This window comes from Actinoplanes sp. NBC_00393 (assembly GCF_036053395.1).
GTDB lineage: Bacteria > Actinomycetota > Actinomycetes > Mycobacteriales > Micromonosporaceae > Actinoplanes.
Window position 1 is genome coordinate 7,988,328 of record NZ_CP107942.1, and the last position, 16,539, is coordinate 8,004,866.

At 71.4% G+C, this 16,539-nt stretch carries 11 protein-coding genes; 4 read left to right on the top strand and 7 right to left on the bottom strand.

The window, feature by feature from the left end:
* Positions 1–44: 44 nt before the first annotated feature.
* Positions 45–2,402 (bottom strand): D-alanyl-D-alanine carboxypeptidase/D-alanyl-D-alanine endopeptidase, encoded by a 2,358-nt coding sequence (gene dacB, locus OHA21_RS36945; protein WP_328463066.1) that lies wholly within the window; start codon positions 2,400–2,402, stop codon positions 45–47.
* 570 nt (positions 2,403–2,972) lie between these two features.
* On the opposite strand from dacB, the gene OHA21_RS36950 reads away from it, so the two are divergent.
* Positions 2,973–3,476, top strand: a complete 504-nt coding sequence (locus OHA21_RS36950) for an inorganic diphosphatase (RefSeq protein ID WP_328463068.1) — start codon at positions 2,973–2,975, stop codon at positions 3,474–3,476.
* Positions 3,477–3,647: 171 nt separating this feature from the next.
* On the opposite strand, the gene eccD is transcribed toward OHA21_RS36950, so the two are convergent.
* The gene (gene eccD, locus OHA21_RS36955; RefSeq protein ID WP_328463070.1) at positions 3,648–5,015 is read right to left on the bottom strand and encodes a type VII secretion integral membrane protein EccD; all 1,368 of its coding nucleotides are present in this window, start codon (positions 5,013–5,015) and stop codon (positions 3,648–3,650) included.
* Positions 5,016–5,167: 152 nt separating this feature from the next.
* On the opposite strand from eccD, the gene eccCa reads away from it, so the two are divergent.
* Both eccCa and mycP read left to right on the top strand, forming a co-directional pair.
* Complete coding sequence (gene eccCa, locus OHA21_RS36960; RefSeq protein WP_328463072.1) at positions 5,168–9,106, top strand: type VII secretion protein EccCa; 3,939 nt, start codon at positions 5,168–5,170, stop codon at positions 9,104–9,106.
* Between the two features lie 174 nt (positions 9,107–9,280).
* Positions 9,281–10,579 carry a type VII secretion-associated serine protease mycosin gene (mycP, locus tag OHA21_RS36965; RefSeq protein ID WP_328463074.1) on the top strand — a complete coding sequence of 433 codons (1,299 nt, stop codon included), beginning with the start codon at positions 9,281–9,283 and terminating at the stop codon, positions 10,577–10,579.
* Positions 10,580–10,858: 279 nt separating this feature from the next.
* Here the strand turns inward: mycP and OHA21_RS36970 are convergent, their stop codons facing one another.
* The 5 genes from OHA21_RS36970 to OHA21_RS36990 all read right to left on the bottom strand — a co-directional run bounded on the left by OHA21_RS36970 (position 10,859) and on the right by OHA21_RS36990 (position 15,567).
* On the bottom strand, positions 10,859–12,037 hold the full coding sequence (locus OHA21_RS36970; RefSeq protein ID WP_328463076.1) for a MarP family serine protease: 1,179 nt from the start codon (positions 12,035–12,037) through the stop codon (positions 10,859–10,861).
* A gap of 27 nt (positions 12,038–12,064) precedes the next feature.
* The gene (locus tag OHA21_RS36975) at positions 12,065–12,793 is read right to left on the bottom strand and encodes an NUDIX hydrolase (protein WP_328463078.1); all 729 of its coding nucleotides are present in this window, start codon (positions 12,791–12,793) and stop codon (positions 12,065–12,067) included.
* A 73-nt stretch (positions 12,794–12,866) separates the two neighbouring features.
* Positions 12,867–13,427 carry a TlpA family protein disulfide reductase gene (locus OHA21_RS36980; RefSeq protein WP_328463080.1) on the bottom strand — a complete coding sequence of 187 codons (561 nt, stop codon included), beginning with the start codon at positions 13,425–13,427 and terminating at the stop codon, positions 12,867–12,869.
* On the bottom strand, positions 13,424–14,350 hold the full coding sequence (gene nth / locus OHA21_RS36985; RefSeq protein WP_442874950.1) for an endonuclease III: 927 nt from the start codon (positions 14,348–14,350) through the stop codon (positions 13,424–13,426). The genes OHA21_RS36980 and nth overlap by 4 nt, the downstream gene beginning before the upstream one ends.
* 35 nt (positions 14,351–14,385) lie before the next feature.
* Complete coding sequence (locus OHA21_RS36990; RefSeq protein WP_328463082.1) at positions 14,386–15,567, bottom strand: CapA family protein; 1,182 nt, start codon at positions 15,565–15,567, stop codon at positions 14,386–14,388.
* 206 nt (positions 15,568–15,773) lie between these two features.
* Between OHA21_RS36990 and OHA21_RS36995 the strand changes: the two genes are divergently transcribed.
* Positions 15,774–16,451 carry a Crp/Fnr family transcriptional regulator gene (locus tag OHA21_RS36995; protein WP_014447921.1) on the top strand — a complete coding sequence of 226 codons (678 nt, stop codon included), beginning with the start codon at positions 15,774–15,776 and terminating at the stop codon, positions 16,449–16,451.
* Positions 16,452–16,539: the final 88 nt, after the last annotated feature.

The window sequence follows — 16,539 nt, forward strand, 5'->3', positions numbered from 1 at the left end:
CGTACCCGCGCGGCTCCACTCCGCACTCAGGTGAAACCCCCAGATCAACAGCCGCACTGCACGAGCCGGGCCGCCACCTTGTCCAGCGCCGACCGGGCGGTCACCGCGTTCGCCCCGCCCTTCGCCATGATCGCGAAGGCCAGCACCCGGCCGTCCTTGGTGATCAGGACCCCGGCCAGGGTGTTGACCCCGCTCAGCGTCCCGGTCTTGGCCCGGACGATGCCCTGCGCGCTCTGGTTCGGGCTCGGCGTGACGAATCTGGTCCGCATCGTGCCCGACCAGCCGGCCACCGGCAGGCCGTTGAACATGTTGCTCAGGGCGGCCTGCTCACCGCCGGCGGCCAGGGACAGCGTCTGCACCAGCAGGTCGGGGCTGATGTTGTTGCGGGTGGAGAGCCCGCTGGCGTCGTACAGATCGGCTTCGTCAGCCGGCAGGCCCAGCTCGGTGAGCTTCGCGGACATCGCCCCGGCCGCCCCGGCGAAGCTGGCCGGCTGGCCGGCGGCCAGCGCCACCTGCCGCCCGATCGCCTCGGCCAGCACGTTGTCGCTCATCTGCAGCATCCACTCGACCACCTGCACCAGCGGCGGCGATTCCACCATCCCGAGCTCGGTCCCGGCCGCCAGGCCTGCTCCGGCTTCCAGGCTTGCTCCAGCCGATGGCGTGACTCCGGCCGCGGCTGCCGGCGCCTTGCCCCGGCCCACCGCGGTCACCCCGAGGAACTTCGCGAACGCCTTCCCGGCCGCCAGCGCCGGATCCGCGAACCGCGGATCGCCCCCGAAATCGTTGTGCACCGGCTGAACCCGGCCACCGTTGGTCATCAGCGCCTGGATCCGCGCCACCTGCCCGGCCCCGATGTCACCGCTCCCCCAGCCGGGCGCGGTCTCCGGCCCGCTGAACAGCGACGTATCCACCAGCACCTTCGTCGGCTTGGTCCCACCGAGCGCCTTCTTCACCTGCTCAGCCAGCTTGTCCAGCCGCGCCGCGCCGGGAAAGAGCCGCTTCGCGTTGACCCCCAGCGTCACGTCCCCGCCGCCGATGATCACCACCTCGCCGGGGTTCGCCCCCGCCACCACCCGCGTCTGGAACCGGTAGGCCGGCCCCCGAGCCGCCAGCGCGGTCGCCGCGGTCAGCACCTTCGTGGTCGACGCCGGCGTGACCATCCGGTCGGCGTTGCGCTGGTAGAGCACCGTCTCCGAAGCCACATCCAGCACCGACACATGCACGGTCGACCCCAGCGCGGCCGCACCCACCAGCGGATCCAGCGCCGCTTTCACCGCCGCCGTGTCCGGCGTGACCCCGGCTGCCTCCGCCGCGACCAGCACCGGCGTCGGACTCGGCTCCGGCGTGATCGGCACCGAGGTGGGCGCGGTGGTCGGGGTAGCCCCGAGCCACTCATCAACCGGCCCCGGCCGCACCACGAGACCGACAGCCGCCACCAACGCAAGCAGCATCAGCACCGCAAGAGCAGAAACCAATTTGGTACGAGATCTGCGGGGTCCCGCCTCTTCCCGGCGATCTCCGCCGCTGGTCCCGGCCCCAGCGCCGCCGCCGGGCTGAATCACGGTGCCGGCTGAGCCGCCCCCACCTGCCTGCTGCAGCATGCCCGCGCCGGCCGCCCCAGCCGACTGGTGAAGCGTGCCCGCCCCGGCCGACTGATGCTGCCCGCCTGCCCCAGCCGACTGATGCCGCGCGCCGGCCCCGGCGGACTGATTAACCGTGCCCGCGCCGGCCGCCCCGGCGGACTGATGAACCGCGCCCGCGCCCGCCGCCCCGGCGGACTGGTGCAGCGTGCCGGCTCCGGTGCCCGGTTGCGGGGCGCTGGGCGGCACCGACGCCCGCCCGGCGCCTCCTGCGGCATCCGGGCCGCCCACCAGGCCTTGATCACTTACCGGACGGATGCTCGGGGCTACCGAACCCGCCCGCCCGGCAGCGCTCGGTGCCTGCGGCGCACCGGCCACCGGACCGAGCACCTGTGTCTGCTCACCCGGCCCACCGGACGCCCGCGGCGGCTCCCCGGCAGCCTTCGGCGCCGCGCTCGCCGCTGCCCGATTGCCCACCGGGCCGAGCACTTCGGTCTGCTCCCCGGGCCCGCTCGAACCCTGCGCCTGATTCCGCTCCCGCGCGGCGCCCTGTCCAGCGACCGGCCCGGCAGAAGCTTGCGCCCAGTGCGGACCGCTCGTGGCGCTCCGACCCGGCACGCCCAGCACCTGAGTCTGATCCGCCGAGCCGCCGGTCGCTGCGGCCGCCGTGTTGAGCGCCTGCGTCTGCTCCGCCGGCGTGTGGGCCTGCGTCTGCTCCGCCGGCGTGTGGGCCTGCGTCTGCTCCGCCGGCGTGTGGGTGCGCTCCGCCGGGTTGCCCCCGCTCGCAACCCGGCCCTGCCCACCCCCTGGCTGGTTGATCATCTGGGGCTGACCAGCAGGACTTCCCGGCGCGCTGAAAGCCTGCGTCTGGTCCGGGTCGGCGGGCCCCGGCGGCGCCGCCGGGGCGTTCCACGGCCCGACCGGCTGGGGACCGCTCGGCGGGTATCCGCTCGCCGCCGGAGCGCCGACCGCAACCGAAGCAGACCCGGCCGCCTGCGCACCGGAAAAGGGCGCGCGTTCCTCCTGCTGCCAGGGAAAAGGCTGCCGCTCCGGGGCAGGCGTAGGCGGCGGGGAACCCGGCGGCTGCTCTCCCGGCGCCGGGATCGCGGCACGGCCCGGAGTGTGCGGTTGCGACGAAGGTCCCCCGCTGCGATCCGACGACCGACTAGCGCCGTCCGGCCCGTTTTGCGAACCCGACACGCCGGTATTGTCCGGACCGTTATGTGAATCTTGCCTCGTCACACGCCCCTCCTCGCCCGTGGCGTCAGACTTAGGGGAGACTAGCGACATCCGGCACACCGTTGCGCGCGGATCCTGCGGGCCTCTCCATGCCCCGCTTCCCTGCCCGGCGGACCGGTCTATTCAAGCGGGCAAGCAAAAGGGGAGCGAATAATGGATTTCGACGTTCTGGTTGAGATCCCCAAGGGGCAGCGCAACAAGTACGAGGTCGACCACAAGACCGGTCGCATCCGGTTGGACCGGACCCTCTTCACCGCGACTCAGTATCCGGCGGACTACGGATACATCGAGGGCACCCTGGGCCAGGACGGTGACCCGCTGGACGCCCTGGTGCTGATCCAGGAGCCGACCTTCCCTGGTTGCCTGGTCCGGGCCCGCGCGATCGGCATGTACCGGATGACCGACGAGAAGGGCCGCGACGACAAGGTCCTCTGCGTGCCCTACGAGGACCCGCGGCAGGAGCACCTGCGCGACATCCACCACCTGGGCGAGTTCGACCGGATGGAGATCCAGCACTTCTTCACGGTCTACAAGGACCTGGAGCCGGGCAAGTCCGTCGAGGGCGCGACCTGGGTCGGCCGGATCGAGGCGGAGAACGAGATCCGCGCTTCCTTCAAGCGTGCCGAGGCCGCCGAGGCCGAGGGCGAAGAGCACTGACCGCACGCTCCCGCCGTACCGCTGACGACCGCACCTGCGGGGCCCACGCCTCGCAGGTGCGGTCGTTTGGCGTCCTTTCCGTTCCGTTGCTCCGGATCCACCCCTCCCGTCCCGCAAGAACCGACAAACCGGGCAGGGCAAAGCTGGACGCCAAGTGAAGGCGCGGGTGCCTCAGGACAGGCCGGAGACCGCGGTGAACAGGCCGGTGACCGCGCACGCCACCGGAATCACCGCGATCACGGCCAGGGCATCCACGATGTCCGCGGCCCGGCCGATGTAGGGCGAGGGCGGGCGTTCCGCGTACGTCGCTCCGGCAACCACCGTGAGCAGCGCGACCAGGACCGATCCGGCAATGACCACGGGCAGCATGCCCGTACCGATCAGGTCGGCTGTCAGCAGATCAGCGCCGAGCGCCGCCACCCCGGCGAGCCCACCGGCCAGCAGCGGAACGCGCTGCCGCCGGGCGACGAACAGACGCGTCCGCAGCAACAGCGCGACCGCGCTGACCGCGATCAGGACCCGGGCCGAAAGCGTGCCGGCGGCGGCCAGCACGGCGAAGGCCCCGGCCGCCAGGACGGCTTGGCCGAGCAGCATGCCGGCGAGCAATTCCTCGGTACGCGTGACAGCCGCAAAAACCGCCGTGCGATCAAGGTGTTCCCGTTCCCCGGTGGGCGGAACGACCGCAGGCCGGGGTGTCCGCCCCAGCCGAACCGCCAGCAGCGGCAGCAGGCCGATCGCACAGACCACCACCGACAGGAGCACCGCGGCCGCACCGGCGGCAGACGTGATCAGCCCGGCCACCGCGGTCAACGCCCCGAGCAGTCCGGCCGTCACCCCGGCGGTGAAGATCCGGATCCCCGCCGCGACCCCTATCCCACCGAACGCCGCGAAGAGCAGCACCGCGGCCGACCCGGCGAGCAACTCGGGACCGCCTAGCCAGGGAACCGGCGTCAGGATGCCGGCCTCGTCGTCCGAGGTCACCAGGAGGGCGCCCCCGGCGAAGGCATAGGGCAGCGCGTATCCACCGAGGACGACACCGGCGCGCGCGTCCGCGTACGCCCGGGAAGCCGTCGTCGCAGCCAGCGTGAGCAGCGTGGCCACGCCGAGCCCGGCCCAGCCCGCGCCGCCGGACAGGACCGCGAGCAGGCCGAGAGTGAGCGGCACGGCGGCGGCCACCAGGGTCGCCGTCCGGGTGTCCACCGGCGCCCAGACCCCACCGCGGCGCCGGGCGCCCTCGGCGATCGCCTCGACCACGTCGTCGTACTCGAGTTCGGGCCACTCCTCGCGAGCCGGGACCAGATGAAGCACTTCGCCATCGCGTACGCCCTGCGGGTGCAGACCCTGCCCAGTGCTCAGAGTGACGCCATCTGCCCGCCGCAGCACCCAGCCGCCGTGCTTCTCGCCCTCGTCGGCGAGACCGGCGCCGGCCTGTTTGAGCAGCTCAGGGAGAAGGTCGGCGAGAGGAACGTATTCCGGGAGCGCGACGTCGAGGCGGCGCTGTGGCGCACTGATCGTAACGCGGGCCAGACCGACGCTCACCGGAATCCTTCCTCTGTCCACAGGGGCCGACGAGAGTTATCCACATCGACGAACTTGAGGCTGCGGGACCGGCCGAACTTTACCTAGCATGGGCCGGTCGTGATGCCCCGTAATCACTCGGGGTACGGAACGCTACCGTCCGAGGGGGAGCCGTGGGCACCGTGACGATCAAGCGGTCCGCTCGCCGGCCGGCTCCGGAGATCCCGGGCGGTGAGCTGCCGGTCGATCCGCCGCCGGAGATCCCGGAGCAGGTGTCCGGCCGCTGGCAGCAGTGGCTGATGGCGCTGCCGATGCTGGGCGGCACGCTGGCCATGGCGATGATGATGGGCCAGGGCCGCTCCGGGCCGTATGCGTATGTGATCGGCGGCCTGTTCGGCATCTCCTCGCTGGCCATGCTGACCACGTCGTTCGGGGCGGCCGGCGGGCCGCGCAAGGCCGAGATGATCGCCGCCCGCCGGGAGTATCTGCGGCATCTCTCCGGTCTGCGCCGCCGGGTCCGGGACACCGCGCAGCGGCAGCGGGCCGGCCTGCTCTATCGCCATCCCGATCCGCAGCGGTTGTGGTCCACGGTGGGCAGTCATCGGGTGTGGGAGCGGCGGCCGGCCGATCCGGATTTCGGGGTGGTGCGGGTCGGGCTGGGCCCACAGACGCTGGCCACTCCGTTGCTGCCACCGGTGACCCGGCCGCTGGACGAGTTGGAGCCGATGACCGCCGGGGCGTTGCGGCGCTTTCTCGACGCGTACTCGGTGGTGCCCGACCTGCCGGTCGCGATGTCGCTGCGTGGCTTCGCACGGGTTTTCATCCGCGGGACGGACGCCGGCGCTCGCGCGCTGGTCCGGGCGGTGCTGACCCAGCTGGCGGTCTTCCACCCACCCGGCGACCTGCTGATCGCGGTGTGCGCAGGGCCGGAGCACCGTGCGGACTGGGAGTGGGTGAAATGGCTGCCGCACGGTCGCCATCCCAGCCGGACCGACGCCCTCGGTCCGGTGCGCCTGGTGGCCGGCACCGTCGCCGGGGTGGAGGCGCTGCTCGACGACGTCCTCGCCGGACGGCCCCGGTTCCACCCCGGCGAGGAGGGCGAAACGGTCCCGCATCTGGTGATCGTGCGTGACGGCGTGGAGCCGACCGGTCTGCAGGATTCGTTGGCCGGGGTGACCGTGCTGGATCTCGACGCCGCACCACCGCGCCTGCTGGACCGGTCGATGCTGGTCCTCGCGGTGCACGACGACGGATCGCTGCTGACGTCCACGATGGATCTGCAGGCCGAGGCCGGCCGGGCGGACGGTTTGTCGGAGGCGGAGGCTGAAGCGGTCGCCCGCCGACTCGCCCCGTTGCGCCTGGCCACGGCACCCGACCCGGGCGGCTCGCCGACCGCCGTCGAGACCGGCCTGGCCGAGCTGCTCGGCATCGCGGATCCGGAGAGTTTCACGGTGTCCGCCGCCCGGCGTGCCCGGCCGCACCGGGAGCGGCTGCGGGTGCCGATCGGCGTGAACGCCGACGGCCTGCCGGTCGAGCTGGACCTGAAGGAGTCGGCTCAGGACGGGATGGGCCCGCACGGGCTGCTCATCGGCGCGACCGGCTCCGGCAAGTCGGAACTATTGCGTACGCTCGTGCTCGCCCTGGCCACCACCCACTCGTCCGAGACGCTGAACTTCGTCCTGATCGACTTCAAGGGCGGCGCCACGTTCGCGTCGATGGACCGGCTGCCGCACACCGCCGCCCTGATCACCAACCTGGAGGACGCGCTCCCGCTGGTCGACCGGATGGCCGACGCGATCGACGGCGAGCTGATCCGGCGGCAGGAATTGCTGCGCCGGGCCGGGAACTTTGCCGGGCTGCGCGACTACGAGCAGGCCCGGGAGCGTGGGGCCGCGCTTCCGCCACTGCCGTCGCTGCTGGTGATCTGTGACGAGTTCTCCGAGCTGCTGCAGAAGAAGCCGGAGTTCATCGAGCTGTTCCTGCAGATCGGCCGGTTGGGACGGTCGCTCGGCGTGCACCTGCTGCTGGCCAGTCAGCGGCTGGAGGACGGCCGGTTGCGCGGGCTGGACACCCACCTGTCGTACCGGATCGGCCTGCGGACCTTCTCCGCGCTGGAGTCCCGTGCGGTGCTCGGCGTCCCGGATGCGTACGAGTTGCCGCGTTCCCCGGGACACGGCTACCTCAAGTCCGGCACCGAGCCGCTGAGCCGGTTCAAGGTCGCCTACGCCTCCGGGCCGGTACGCCGAGGCGGTGGGCGCGGACGTGCGGCGGGCGACGCGGACGGGCCACGCGTGCTCCCGTGGACCACCCAGCATGTGGCCGCGCCGGAGCCGGTCGCGCAGGCGGAACCCCCGTCCGGGGAGACGCTGATCAGCGTGCTGGTGGACCGGCTCGCCGGGCAGGGACCGCCGGCACATCAGGTGTGGTTGCCGCCGCTGGAACGGTCCGCGGCACTCGACGACCTGCTCGGTCCGGTCGTCACCGATCCGCGGCGTGGCCTGACCGTCGCCAACCCGGCGCTGCACGGACGGCTGCAGGTGCCGGTCGCGCTCGTCGACAAACCGCGCGAGCAGCTGCGGGACGTGATGTGGCTGCAACTGGCCGGTTCGGCCGGGCACGTCGCGGTGGTCGGCGGGACGTTGAGTGGCAAGTCCACTGTGCTGCGGACGCTCATCTGCGGGCTCGCGTTGACCCACACGCCGGCCGAGGTGCAGGTGTACTGCCTCGACTTCGGTGGTGGCGGGCTCGGCACGGTGCGGGACCTGCCACACGTCGGTGGGGTGTTCGGGCGGTTGGACGCGGAGGGCGTACGGCGGACGGTCGGCGAGATGGTGACCTTGCTCGCCGAGCGGGAGCAGCGGTTCGCCGAGCTCGGTGTCGACTCGATGGCGGGCTACCGGCAGCGGCGGGGCGCCGATCCGTTCGGCGACGTCTTCCTGGTGGTGGACGGCTGGGCGACACTCCGCAACGACTACGAGGAGCTGGAACCGGTCCTCACCGACCTGGCCACCCGCGGCCTGTCGTACGGGATCCACCTCGCCGCCGCCACCTCCCGCTGGATGGACTTCCGCCCGGCGGTCCGGGACCTCTTCGGTTCCCGGATCGAACTGCGCCTCGGCGACCCGGCCGACTCGATCATCAACCGGCGGGCCGCGCTGGCCGTGCCGGAGCAGCGACCCGGCCGCGGCGTGCTGGAGAACCCGGCCGATCGCAGTCGCGGACTCCACCTGCTCACGGTCCGGCCCGAGGTGGCAGTGCTCGGTGACACGGCGGGGCTGGTCAAGGCGGTGGCGACAGCCTGGAACGGCCCGGAGGCACCCGCGGTGCGGTTGTTGCCGGCGTCCGTCCCGTACCCCGGCTCCGGCACTGACCACGGCAGCGGCCTGCGCATCCCGATCGGCATCGCGGAGTCCGATCTGCAGCCCGTGACCATCGACTTCGCGACAGACCCGCACTTCCTGCTCTTCGGCGACGCCGAGTGCGGCAAATCGTCGTTCCTGCGGGCCCTCGCCACCTCGGTGACCCGGCGCTTCGCGCCGGAGCAGGCCCGGGTCATCCTGGTCGACTACCGGCGCAGCCTGATGGACCTGCCCGCGACCGAACACCGCATCGGGTACGGCATACAGGCCCAGCAGACACAGGACCTGATGCAGTCCGTGGCCGGATACATGCAACGCCGTCTGCCCGGTCCCGAGGTGACCGCCCAGCAGCTGCGGGACCGCTCCTGGTGGACCGGCCCCGAGCTGTTCGTCCTCGTCGACGACTACGACCTGGTGGTGGCCGGACCGGCGAACCCGCTGACGCCCCTGCTGGAGTACCTGCCGCAGGCCCGCGACATCGGACTGCACCTGGTCCTCACCCGCCGGGCCGGCGGCGCGGGCCGGGCCCTGTACGAGCCGGTGATCCAACGCCTGCGCGAGCTCTCCGCGCCGGGTCTGGTGATGTCCGGCCCACCCGAGGAGGGTGCATTACTCGGCACCGTCCGTCCGGCGGCGCTACCTGCGGGACGTGGCCGCCTGGTCACCCGCCGTGAGGGAACCCGCCTGATACAGCTGACACATCTGCCACCCTTTCGTGATTCGGCTAAAGGAACAGACTCGGAGTGCGATTAGCGACGACGGACCGCAGCGACACGCCACCCATGGGGAGTAATCTCCCTCCATCGACTGAACCTTGACCGTGGCCGGGGCCACAGCGCCCGGCGCCAGCCGACCGACCGTCTCAGAATGGCGACGCCGACTCGTGAGTGATGTGAGCGAACTCTTCCGGCCGCACGGTGGTGGCCGGTGCTGAGCCTGCCCTCGTCCCGGTCACGCTGGGGCGCGGCCGCCCTGGCCGGACTGTTCGCGATCACTACCCCCGCCACCGCAGCCGTCGCCGCGCCCGCACCGACGCAGGTCGGGCCGCTGGCCGAGCCGGTCGTGGCCGATCCGGACTGGGCCCGGGCCGAACAGTGGCACCTGCAGGCGCTGAACCTGGCCGGCGCGTGGACGTACGCGGACGGCACCGGCGTGACGGTCGCGGTCCTGGACTCCGGGGTCGACGCCCACCACGTCGACCTGGAAGGCCAGGTGCTGCCCGGCCTCGACCTGGTGGACAACGAGGGCGACGGCGCGACCGACCCGGTCGGCCACGGCACCACGGTGTCGGCCATCATCGCCGGCCGGTCGGACGACAACGCCGGCGTCGTGGGCATCGCCCCCAAGGCCAAGATTCTTCCGGTACGCGTTCTGGACGCGGAGAACCGCTACGACGACGCCCTGGTCGTGGCGAAAGGGGTGCGCTGGGCGGTCGACCACGGCGCCAAGGTGCTGAACCTGTCGCTCGGCGGCAGCGGCTCCAGCGCCGCTCTGGCCGCGGCTCTGGACTACGCGTTCGCCAAGGACGTGGTGGTGATCGCCTGCACCGGCAACGCCACCGCCTCGACCACCCCCGAGTCCGCCGGGGTCTGGTACCCGGCACGCGAACCCGGCGTGGTCGCGGTGACCGGCATGGAGCGTGAGGGCGGCAAGCTGTGGTCCGGCTCGATCACCGGCAAGGAAACCGTGATCACCGCGCCGGCCACCCACCTGCTCGGCGCCCGGCCGGACGGCTACTGGAAGGTGCAGGGCACGAGCTTCGCCGCGCCGATGGTGGCCGGCACCGCGGCGCTGATCCGCTCCCGCTGGCCGGACATGCCGGCCGCCGAGGTGATCAACCGGCTGATCCGGACGGCCAAGGACCAGGGCGCTCCGGGCCGCGACGCCGAGTTCGGATTCGGCATGGTGGACCCGGTCGGCGCGCTCACCGCCGACGTGCCGATCGTGCTCACCAACCCGCTGGACAACACGCCGCCCCCCGGAGTGGCCGGTTTCGGCAGCGCGCCCGCCGCGGGCGGCCAGGCGCAGTCAGCTCCGGAGTCTTCCGGTCAGCCAGACGCGGCCAAGCCGGCGCCTGGTTCGAACGCGGGCGGCGGCGCCATCCCGGCCGCCGCACCGATCCAGTCGGAGACGAGCCACGCCCGCTGGATCGCAGTCCTGCTGTTCCTGATCTCCGCCGCCGCCGCAGCGATAACAATCCGCCGCTTCGCCCGCGCCACCACCTGAAGCCCGCACCAGCTGAAAGTCGCTGGAACTCGCCGCCGACTGGAGCGCGCCGACAGGTTTGAGCGGAGCAGGCGCTCCGCCTGAAAGCGCCCACCGCCCACTCCCAGAGCAACCAGCCGGGCCGCGCCGGGCGTGCGGCTGGGCCGGGTATGAGCTGGGCTGGGCGTGAGCTGGGCTGGGCTGGACCGCGGGGTTGGGCTGGGCTGGAAGGGGCGCCGGGCCCACAGGCCAAGCCCGGCTCGGCGGCGGCTGGGCCGGGCTACCCGGACTCAAGCTTGATCAGGCGCACTCGCCGGTGCGGACGCCCTTCGTGCTCTGGCGGCCGGCCTTGGCCACGCCGGCTGCCTCGTCCGCGGTGAGGGCGAAGCCGACATTCTCATCGTCCGCCGCGGCCGCGAAGATCACGCCGAGGACCGCGCCGCTCGGGTCGATCAGTGGGCCGCCTGAGTTTCCGCTGCGGACGCGGGACTTGATCGTGTAGATCTCCCGGGTCACGTCGCTCGCGTCGTAGATGTCCGGCCCGGTGATCCGGCTGACGTCACGAACGCGGGCGGACTGCGCGTTGTACGGCCCGTCCTGTGGATAGCCGAGCACGATCGCGTTCGCCCCGGTCGCGGCCTCCTTGCCGGCGAACGGCATGATCGGCGCCTTCAGGCCGGGCACATACAGAACGGCCAGGTCGCGCTTCGGGTCGTACACCACGACGGTGCCTTCGAGCTGGCCGCGGGACGTTTCCACCAGCACTTCGCGGGTTCCGGCGACCACGTGCGCGTTGGTCATCACGCGCTCCTGGGCGTACACGAATCCGGTTCCCTCGATCCGCCGGGAGCAGCTCGGCGCCGCGCCCAGGACCTTCAGCACCGAACGCTTCGACGTCTGCACGACCTCGGAGTTCTTCAGCCGGGGGTCGGGCTCGGCGACTTCTTTGGCCTGAGTACGCGCGAGCCCGCCGAAAACGTCCGGGAAGCCGCTGGTGTCCAGCGTGTCGCGCAGCGCCGAGGAGAGCGTCTGCGCCTCCTCCGGCATCAGCCCGTTGATCCCGCCGAGGATCGCGCTGCTGCGGAACTCCCGGTTGACCGCCGGGAACGGCGTGGAGCCGAGCGGAACCGCGACCAGCCACGCGGCGAGCAGCAGGGCGACCACCGAGATGACCGCGCCACCGGCGTCGTCCACGTGCTGCAGCGGTTTGCTGTCGATGCCGCGCCGCAGGTTGGTGCCGAGCCAGCCGGCCAGCGTCTGCCCGAGCACGGCCAGGGTGAGGATGACCGCGAGGGCCACCACGAGCCGGACGGTGCCGTCCGCGAACTGTTTCGCGAGCAGCGGGCCGAGCTGAAGACCGATGAGTACGCCACTGAAGAACCCGCCCAGCGAGAGCGCACCGATGACGAAGCCCTGGCGGTAGCCACTGACCGCGAAGAGCAGCATCAGCACGATCAGGAAGACATCGACCACAGGCACTCACTTAGCGTAGAAGTCAGGCGCACGTCACGGCACCACCTCATCGGGCGCTCCGCCACGCGCCGCGGGTACCGGTGCCGCGGCGTCCGGCAGCTCGACGATGCGGCCCGGCTCCCACGGCTGCGTCCAGCCGGCCATGTCCAGCAGAACCGAGATCACCCCCGCCGTGAAACCCCAGACGAGCAGCCCCCGGACCTGGAAGGCAGGCCCGACCCAGCCGCTCGGATGTCGCACCCGGATACGGTTCGCGGGGTCGGCCAGTTCACTGATCGGCAGGCGGGCGACATGCGCCACCTCGGCGGGCTGCCGCGGGCGGACCGGGTGCGGGCTCCGCCACCAGGCCAGCACCGGGGTGACCACGAAACTGCTCACCGGGATCCACAGGTCCGGCAGCAGGGCCAGCACGTCCGCGCTCGACTTGTCGAGGCCGACCTCCTCATCCGCCTCGCGCAACGCGGTGGCAGCGGCGTCGGCGTCCTCCGGATCGGTCGCGCCGCCGGGGAACGCGGGCTGCCCGGCGTGGTTGCGCATGGTCGCGGCCCGCTGCAGCACCAGCAGGTCCGGTCCGCCCGGGGTGTCAGCGGCCGGCTCGCTCTCGCCGAGCAGCACCAGCACGGCGCTGTGGCGCCCACCGCCGCCGGCCGGCTGGCGCAGCGTGGTGAAGTCCTCGGTACGGCACTGCCCGACCCGGGTCAGCAGCGGCTCGAACCAGGACGGCAGGTCGTCCGGCCGGTGGAGGATCTGTCCCTGACTCATCGCGCCACCTCCGCTGCGCTCCGGCGTCGCGACGAGTTGAGAACCGAGCCCATGGATTCGCTCGCAAGCTCGCTCATCGTGTCACCGTCACGCCGAAGTGCTCCCGTACCTTTTCGATCAGCTCGTCGACATCCAGCGCGCGCCGGTGCACGTAGACCCCGCCGTCGGTGTCGACGAAAACGGTGGCCGGCAGACCGGCCTGCTTGACCGCCATCGCGAGCTTGCCGTCCGGGTCGACGAGGGTCGGCATGCTGATGCCGTTGTCGGTGGCGAACGAGGCGGCCGCTTCCCGCCGGTCCTGGCTGTCCACGCCGATCACGGTGAGCTTTCCGGCGGCGCGGTCCGCGAGGCCCTGCATGACCGGCAGCTCGTCCCGGCACGGCCCACACCAGGACGCCCAGATGTTGATCACAGCGGGGCGCGGCAGGCTGCTGAGCGCGATCTCCTGACCGCCGGTGAAGCACGACAGGGTCAGCTCCGGCAGCTCACTCGCGACGGCCGGTGCGCTTGCGGGCGCGGGGCACTCGCCGAACGGCGACGGGGTTGGCGGTTTGTCCGGTTCCGCGGATGCAGTGCACGCCGAGAGCAGCAGCAGGGCGGCCGCAACCGCCAGTCCCCCGCGGAACCGGCTCACAGTTCCCCCGGCCCCTCAGCGGCCGGTTCCTCGCCAGCGGAAGCGGCCGGTTCCTCACGAGCGAGAGCGGCCGGTTCCTCGCCAGCGAGAGCGGCCGGTTCCTCACCAGCGGAAGCGGCCGGTTCCTCCGGCGCGAGCACCGCAGACAGCGGGACCAGGTCCGGGTCGACGCCGGCGGCCGCGGCCAGATCACGGGCCCGCGGGCCTTTGAGGAGTTTCGCCGCGGCAGCCGCCTCGGTCGGCCCGGTCCCGTACGAAGGGCACATGGTGGCCAGCGTGCAGGCGCCGCAGGCCGGCTTACGGGCGTGGCACACCCGCCGGCCATGGAAGATCACCCGGTGCGACAGCATGGTCCAGTCACGCTTCTCGACCAGATCCGCGACCAGGAACTCGATCTTCACCTCGTCCTGCTCGTCGACCCAGCCGAACCGGTTGGTGAGCCGCTTGAAGTGGGTGTCCACGGTGATGCCGGGGACGTCGAACGCGTTGCCGAGGATGACGTTGGCGGTCTTGCGGCCGATGCCGGGCAGCTTCACCAGCTGCTCCAGTTTGTTCGGCAGCTCCCCGCCGTACTGCTCGACCAGCGCCTGACCGAGCTTGATCAGCGAGTTGGTCTTGGCCCGGAAGAAGCCGGTCGGCCGGAGCAGCTGCTCCATCTCGGCCCGGTCGGCCGCGGCGTAGTCGGCGGCCGTCCGGTACTGCTGGAAGAGTTTCGGCGTGACCTGGTTGACCCGGACGTCGGTGGTCTGCGCCGACAGGATGGTCGCGACGGCCAGCTCGAGCGGATTGGTGAAGTCGAGCTCGCAGTGCGCGTCCGGATGGGTTTCGGTCAGCACCCGGCTCATCCGGCGGGCGCGGCGCTTACGACCGAGCTCCGTCTCCCGCGCGAAGCGGGATGCGGACGCTGCGCGGGGTCGAGTCACCGGTAAAGAGTACGTCGAACGCTCCACAACGTCGGTCACGCCGACGGCTTGATCGTCCCGTCGTCACCAATCGTGGCGGCGGTGTCGTCGAAGTCCTCGGCGGAGAGCTCCGCGACCATCTTCCGGCCGCGCTCGTTCTTGCTGTCCCGGATCGGTACGCCGTTGTCGTTCAGGTAGGTCGACAGGAACTTCCCACCCGTGTACTCCCCGTCCTTGGTCAGCGAGACGTGCAGGATCCCGGAATACTTGAGCACCCCGTCCCGCGACAGCGTCCGCCCACCACCGGCGAAGTTGCCCAGGCTGTACGCGATCAACTTGCCCTGGTAGAACTCCATCCCGCGCAACACGTGCGGCCCGTGCCCGACGACCAGGTCGGCCCCGGCGTCGACGACGGTGTGGCTGAACTTGATCGGATCGCCCCGGTTCTCACCGAAGAAGTACTCGTTGCCCGGCTTCACGTGCGTCTTGTCCGAGCCCTCGGCGCCCATGTGCACCTGCACGACGACGAGGTCGGCCTGCGACTTCGCCTCCTCGACCACGGCCGCGGCCGCATCCAGGTCGTTCAGGGGGTTGGCTCCGGCGTACGACGAAAAGCCGACAACCGCGACCTTGATGCCCCGCACGTCCACCACGGTGATCTGATCCTCGGCCCCGGTGTGCTCGAGCCCGGCGCCCTCGAGCGCCTCCACCGTGTTGCGGTAGCCCTGCGTACCGAAATCCTTGGAGTGATTGTTGGCCGTGTTGAGCAGCTGGAACCCGGCCTCCTTGAGGTGCCCGGCGTAGGACGGCGGCGACCGGAAGGCGAAGCAGTTGGGCCGCGGCGGCGACCCGCACTTGGAGGTGCCGGTGTCCCCGGTGAGCGGCTGCTCCAGGTTGCCCATCACCAGGTCGGAGGCGAGTCCCTTGCGGACCGAGTCGAAGAATCCGTCGCCGCCGTTCGCCGGGAGCTTGTTGGGCGCGCTGCCCATGATGATGTCGCCGGTCGCGGAGAGCGTGATCGAATCGACCTCGGCGGACTCCTCGACCGGCGCATCCTGGGAGGCGACCGGGGCGCTCGAGGTCGGCGGCGCGGACCAGCGCGGATTTTCTTCGTCGTCCCGCTGCGCCAGCGCGATTCCCCCCAAACCGGCCCCAACCAGGGCGGCAAGGGCGATGGTGACGGTGAGGACGGGCCGACCGAAAAGGCTCCGACGGTGGGACGGGGGGTGCGGATTCATCGACCGGGACGATACCGTCGGTCCGCAAGCGGGATCGACCGACGAAAGGCCTGTCCTGATATGCCCGGACCGCCGAATTGTTACTGGCGGTCATGGCAATTCTGGTTACCATCCAGTATCTGGATCAAGGGGTGGCCGCCCGTTTCCCGCCCGCATGCGCCTAGACTGATCGAGCGCAGACGTTGCGCGTTTTCGGAGGTGCGGCGATGGATGAGGTACTGGCTCGCAGCGGGATCTTCCAGGGTGTCGACCCGGAAGCCGCCGAGGCGCTCGCCAAGGAGATGGACACTATCGAAGTCCGTAAGGGCGACGTGGTCTTCAACGAGGGCGAGGCCGGCGACAGCCTGTACATCGTGCTCTCCGGCAAGATCAAACTCGGTCGCCGGGCTGCGGATGGACGACAGAATCTCGTCTCCATCATGGGTCCGTCGGACATGCTCGGTGAGCTCTCCCTCTTCGACCCCGGTCCGCGTACGGCGACCGCGACCGCGGTCACGGACAGTCGCCTGGCCCGGCTGAAGAAGTCGTCGCTGCGGCCCTGGCTGAACAATCGGCCGGAGATCGCGGAGCAGCTGCTCCGGGTGCTGGCCCGCCGTCTGCGGCGGACCAACGACGCCCTGGCCGACCTGATCTTCACCGACGTGCCCGGCCGGGTCGCGAAGAACCTGCTGCAGATGGCCGGCCGCTTCGGCACTCGGGACGGCGGTGTTCTGCGGGTCACCCACGACCTGACGCAGGAGGAGCTGGCCCAGCTCGTCGGCGCCTCGCGCGAGACGGTGAACAAGGCGCTCGCCGACTTCGCCTCGCGCGCCTGGCTGCGGCTCGACGGCAAGAGCGTGATCATCCTGGACCCGGAGCGGCTGGCTCGCCGCGCGCGGGTCTAGCACAACGCGCTTATAAGGGGCCGTCCGGCTGGGCGGCCCCTTAATCGTGCCCGTTCCACCTGATAGTGGGACCGGGCCGCCGCACCCG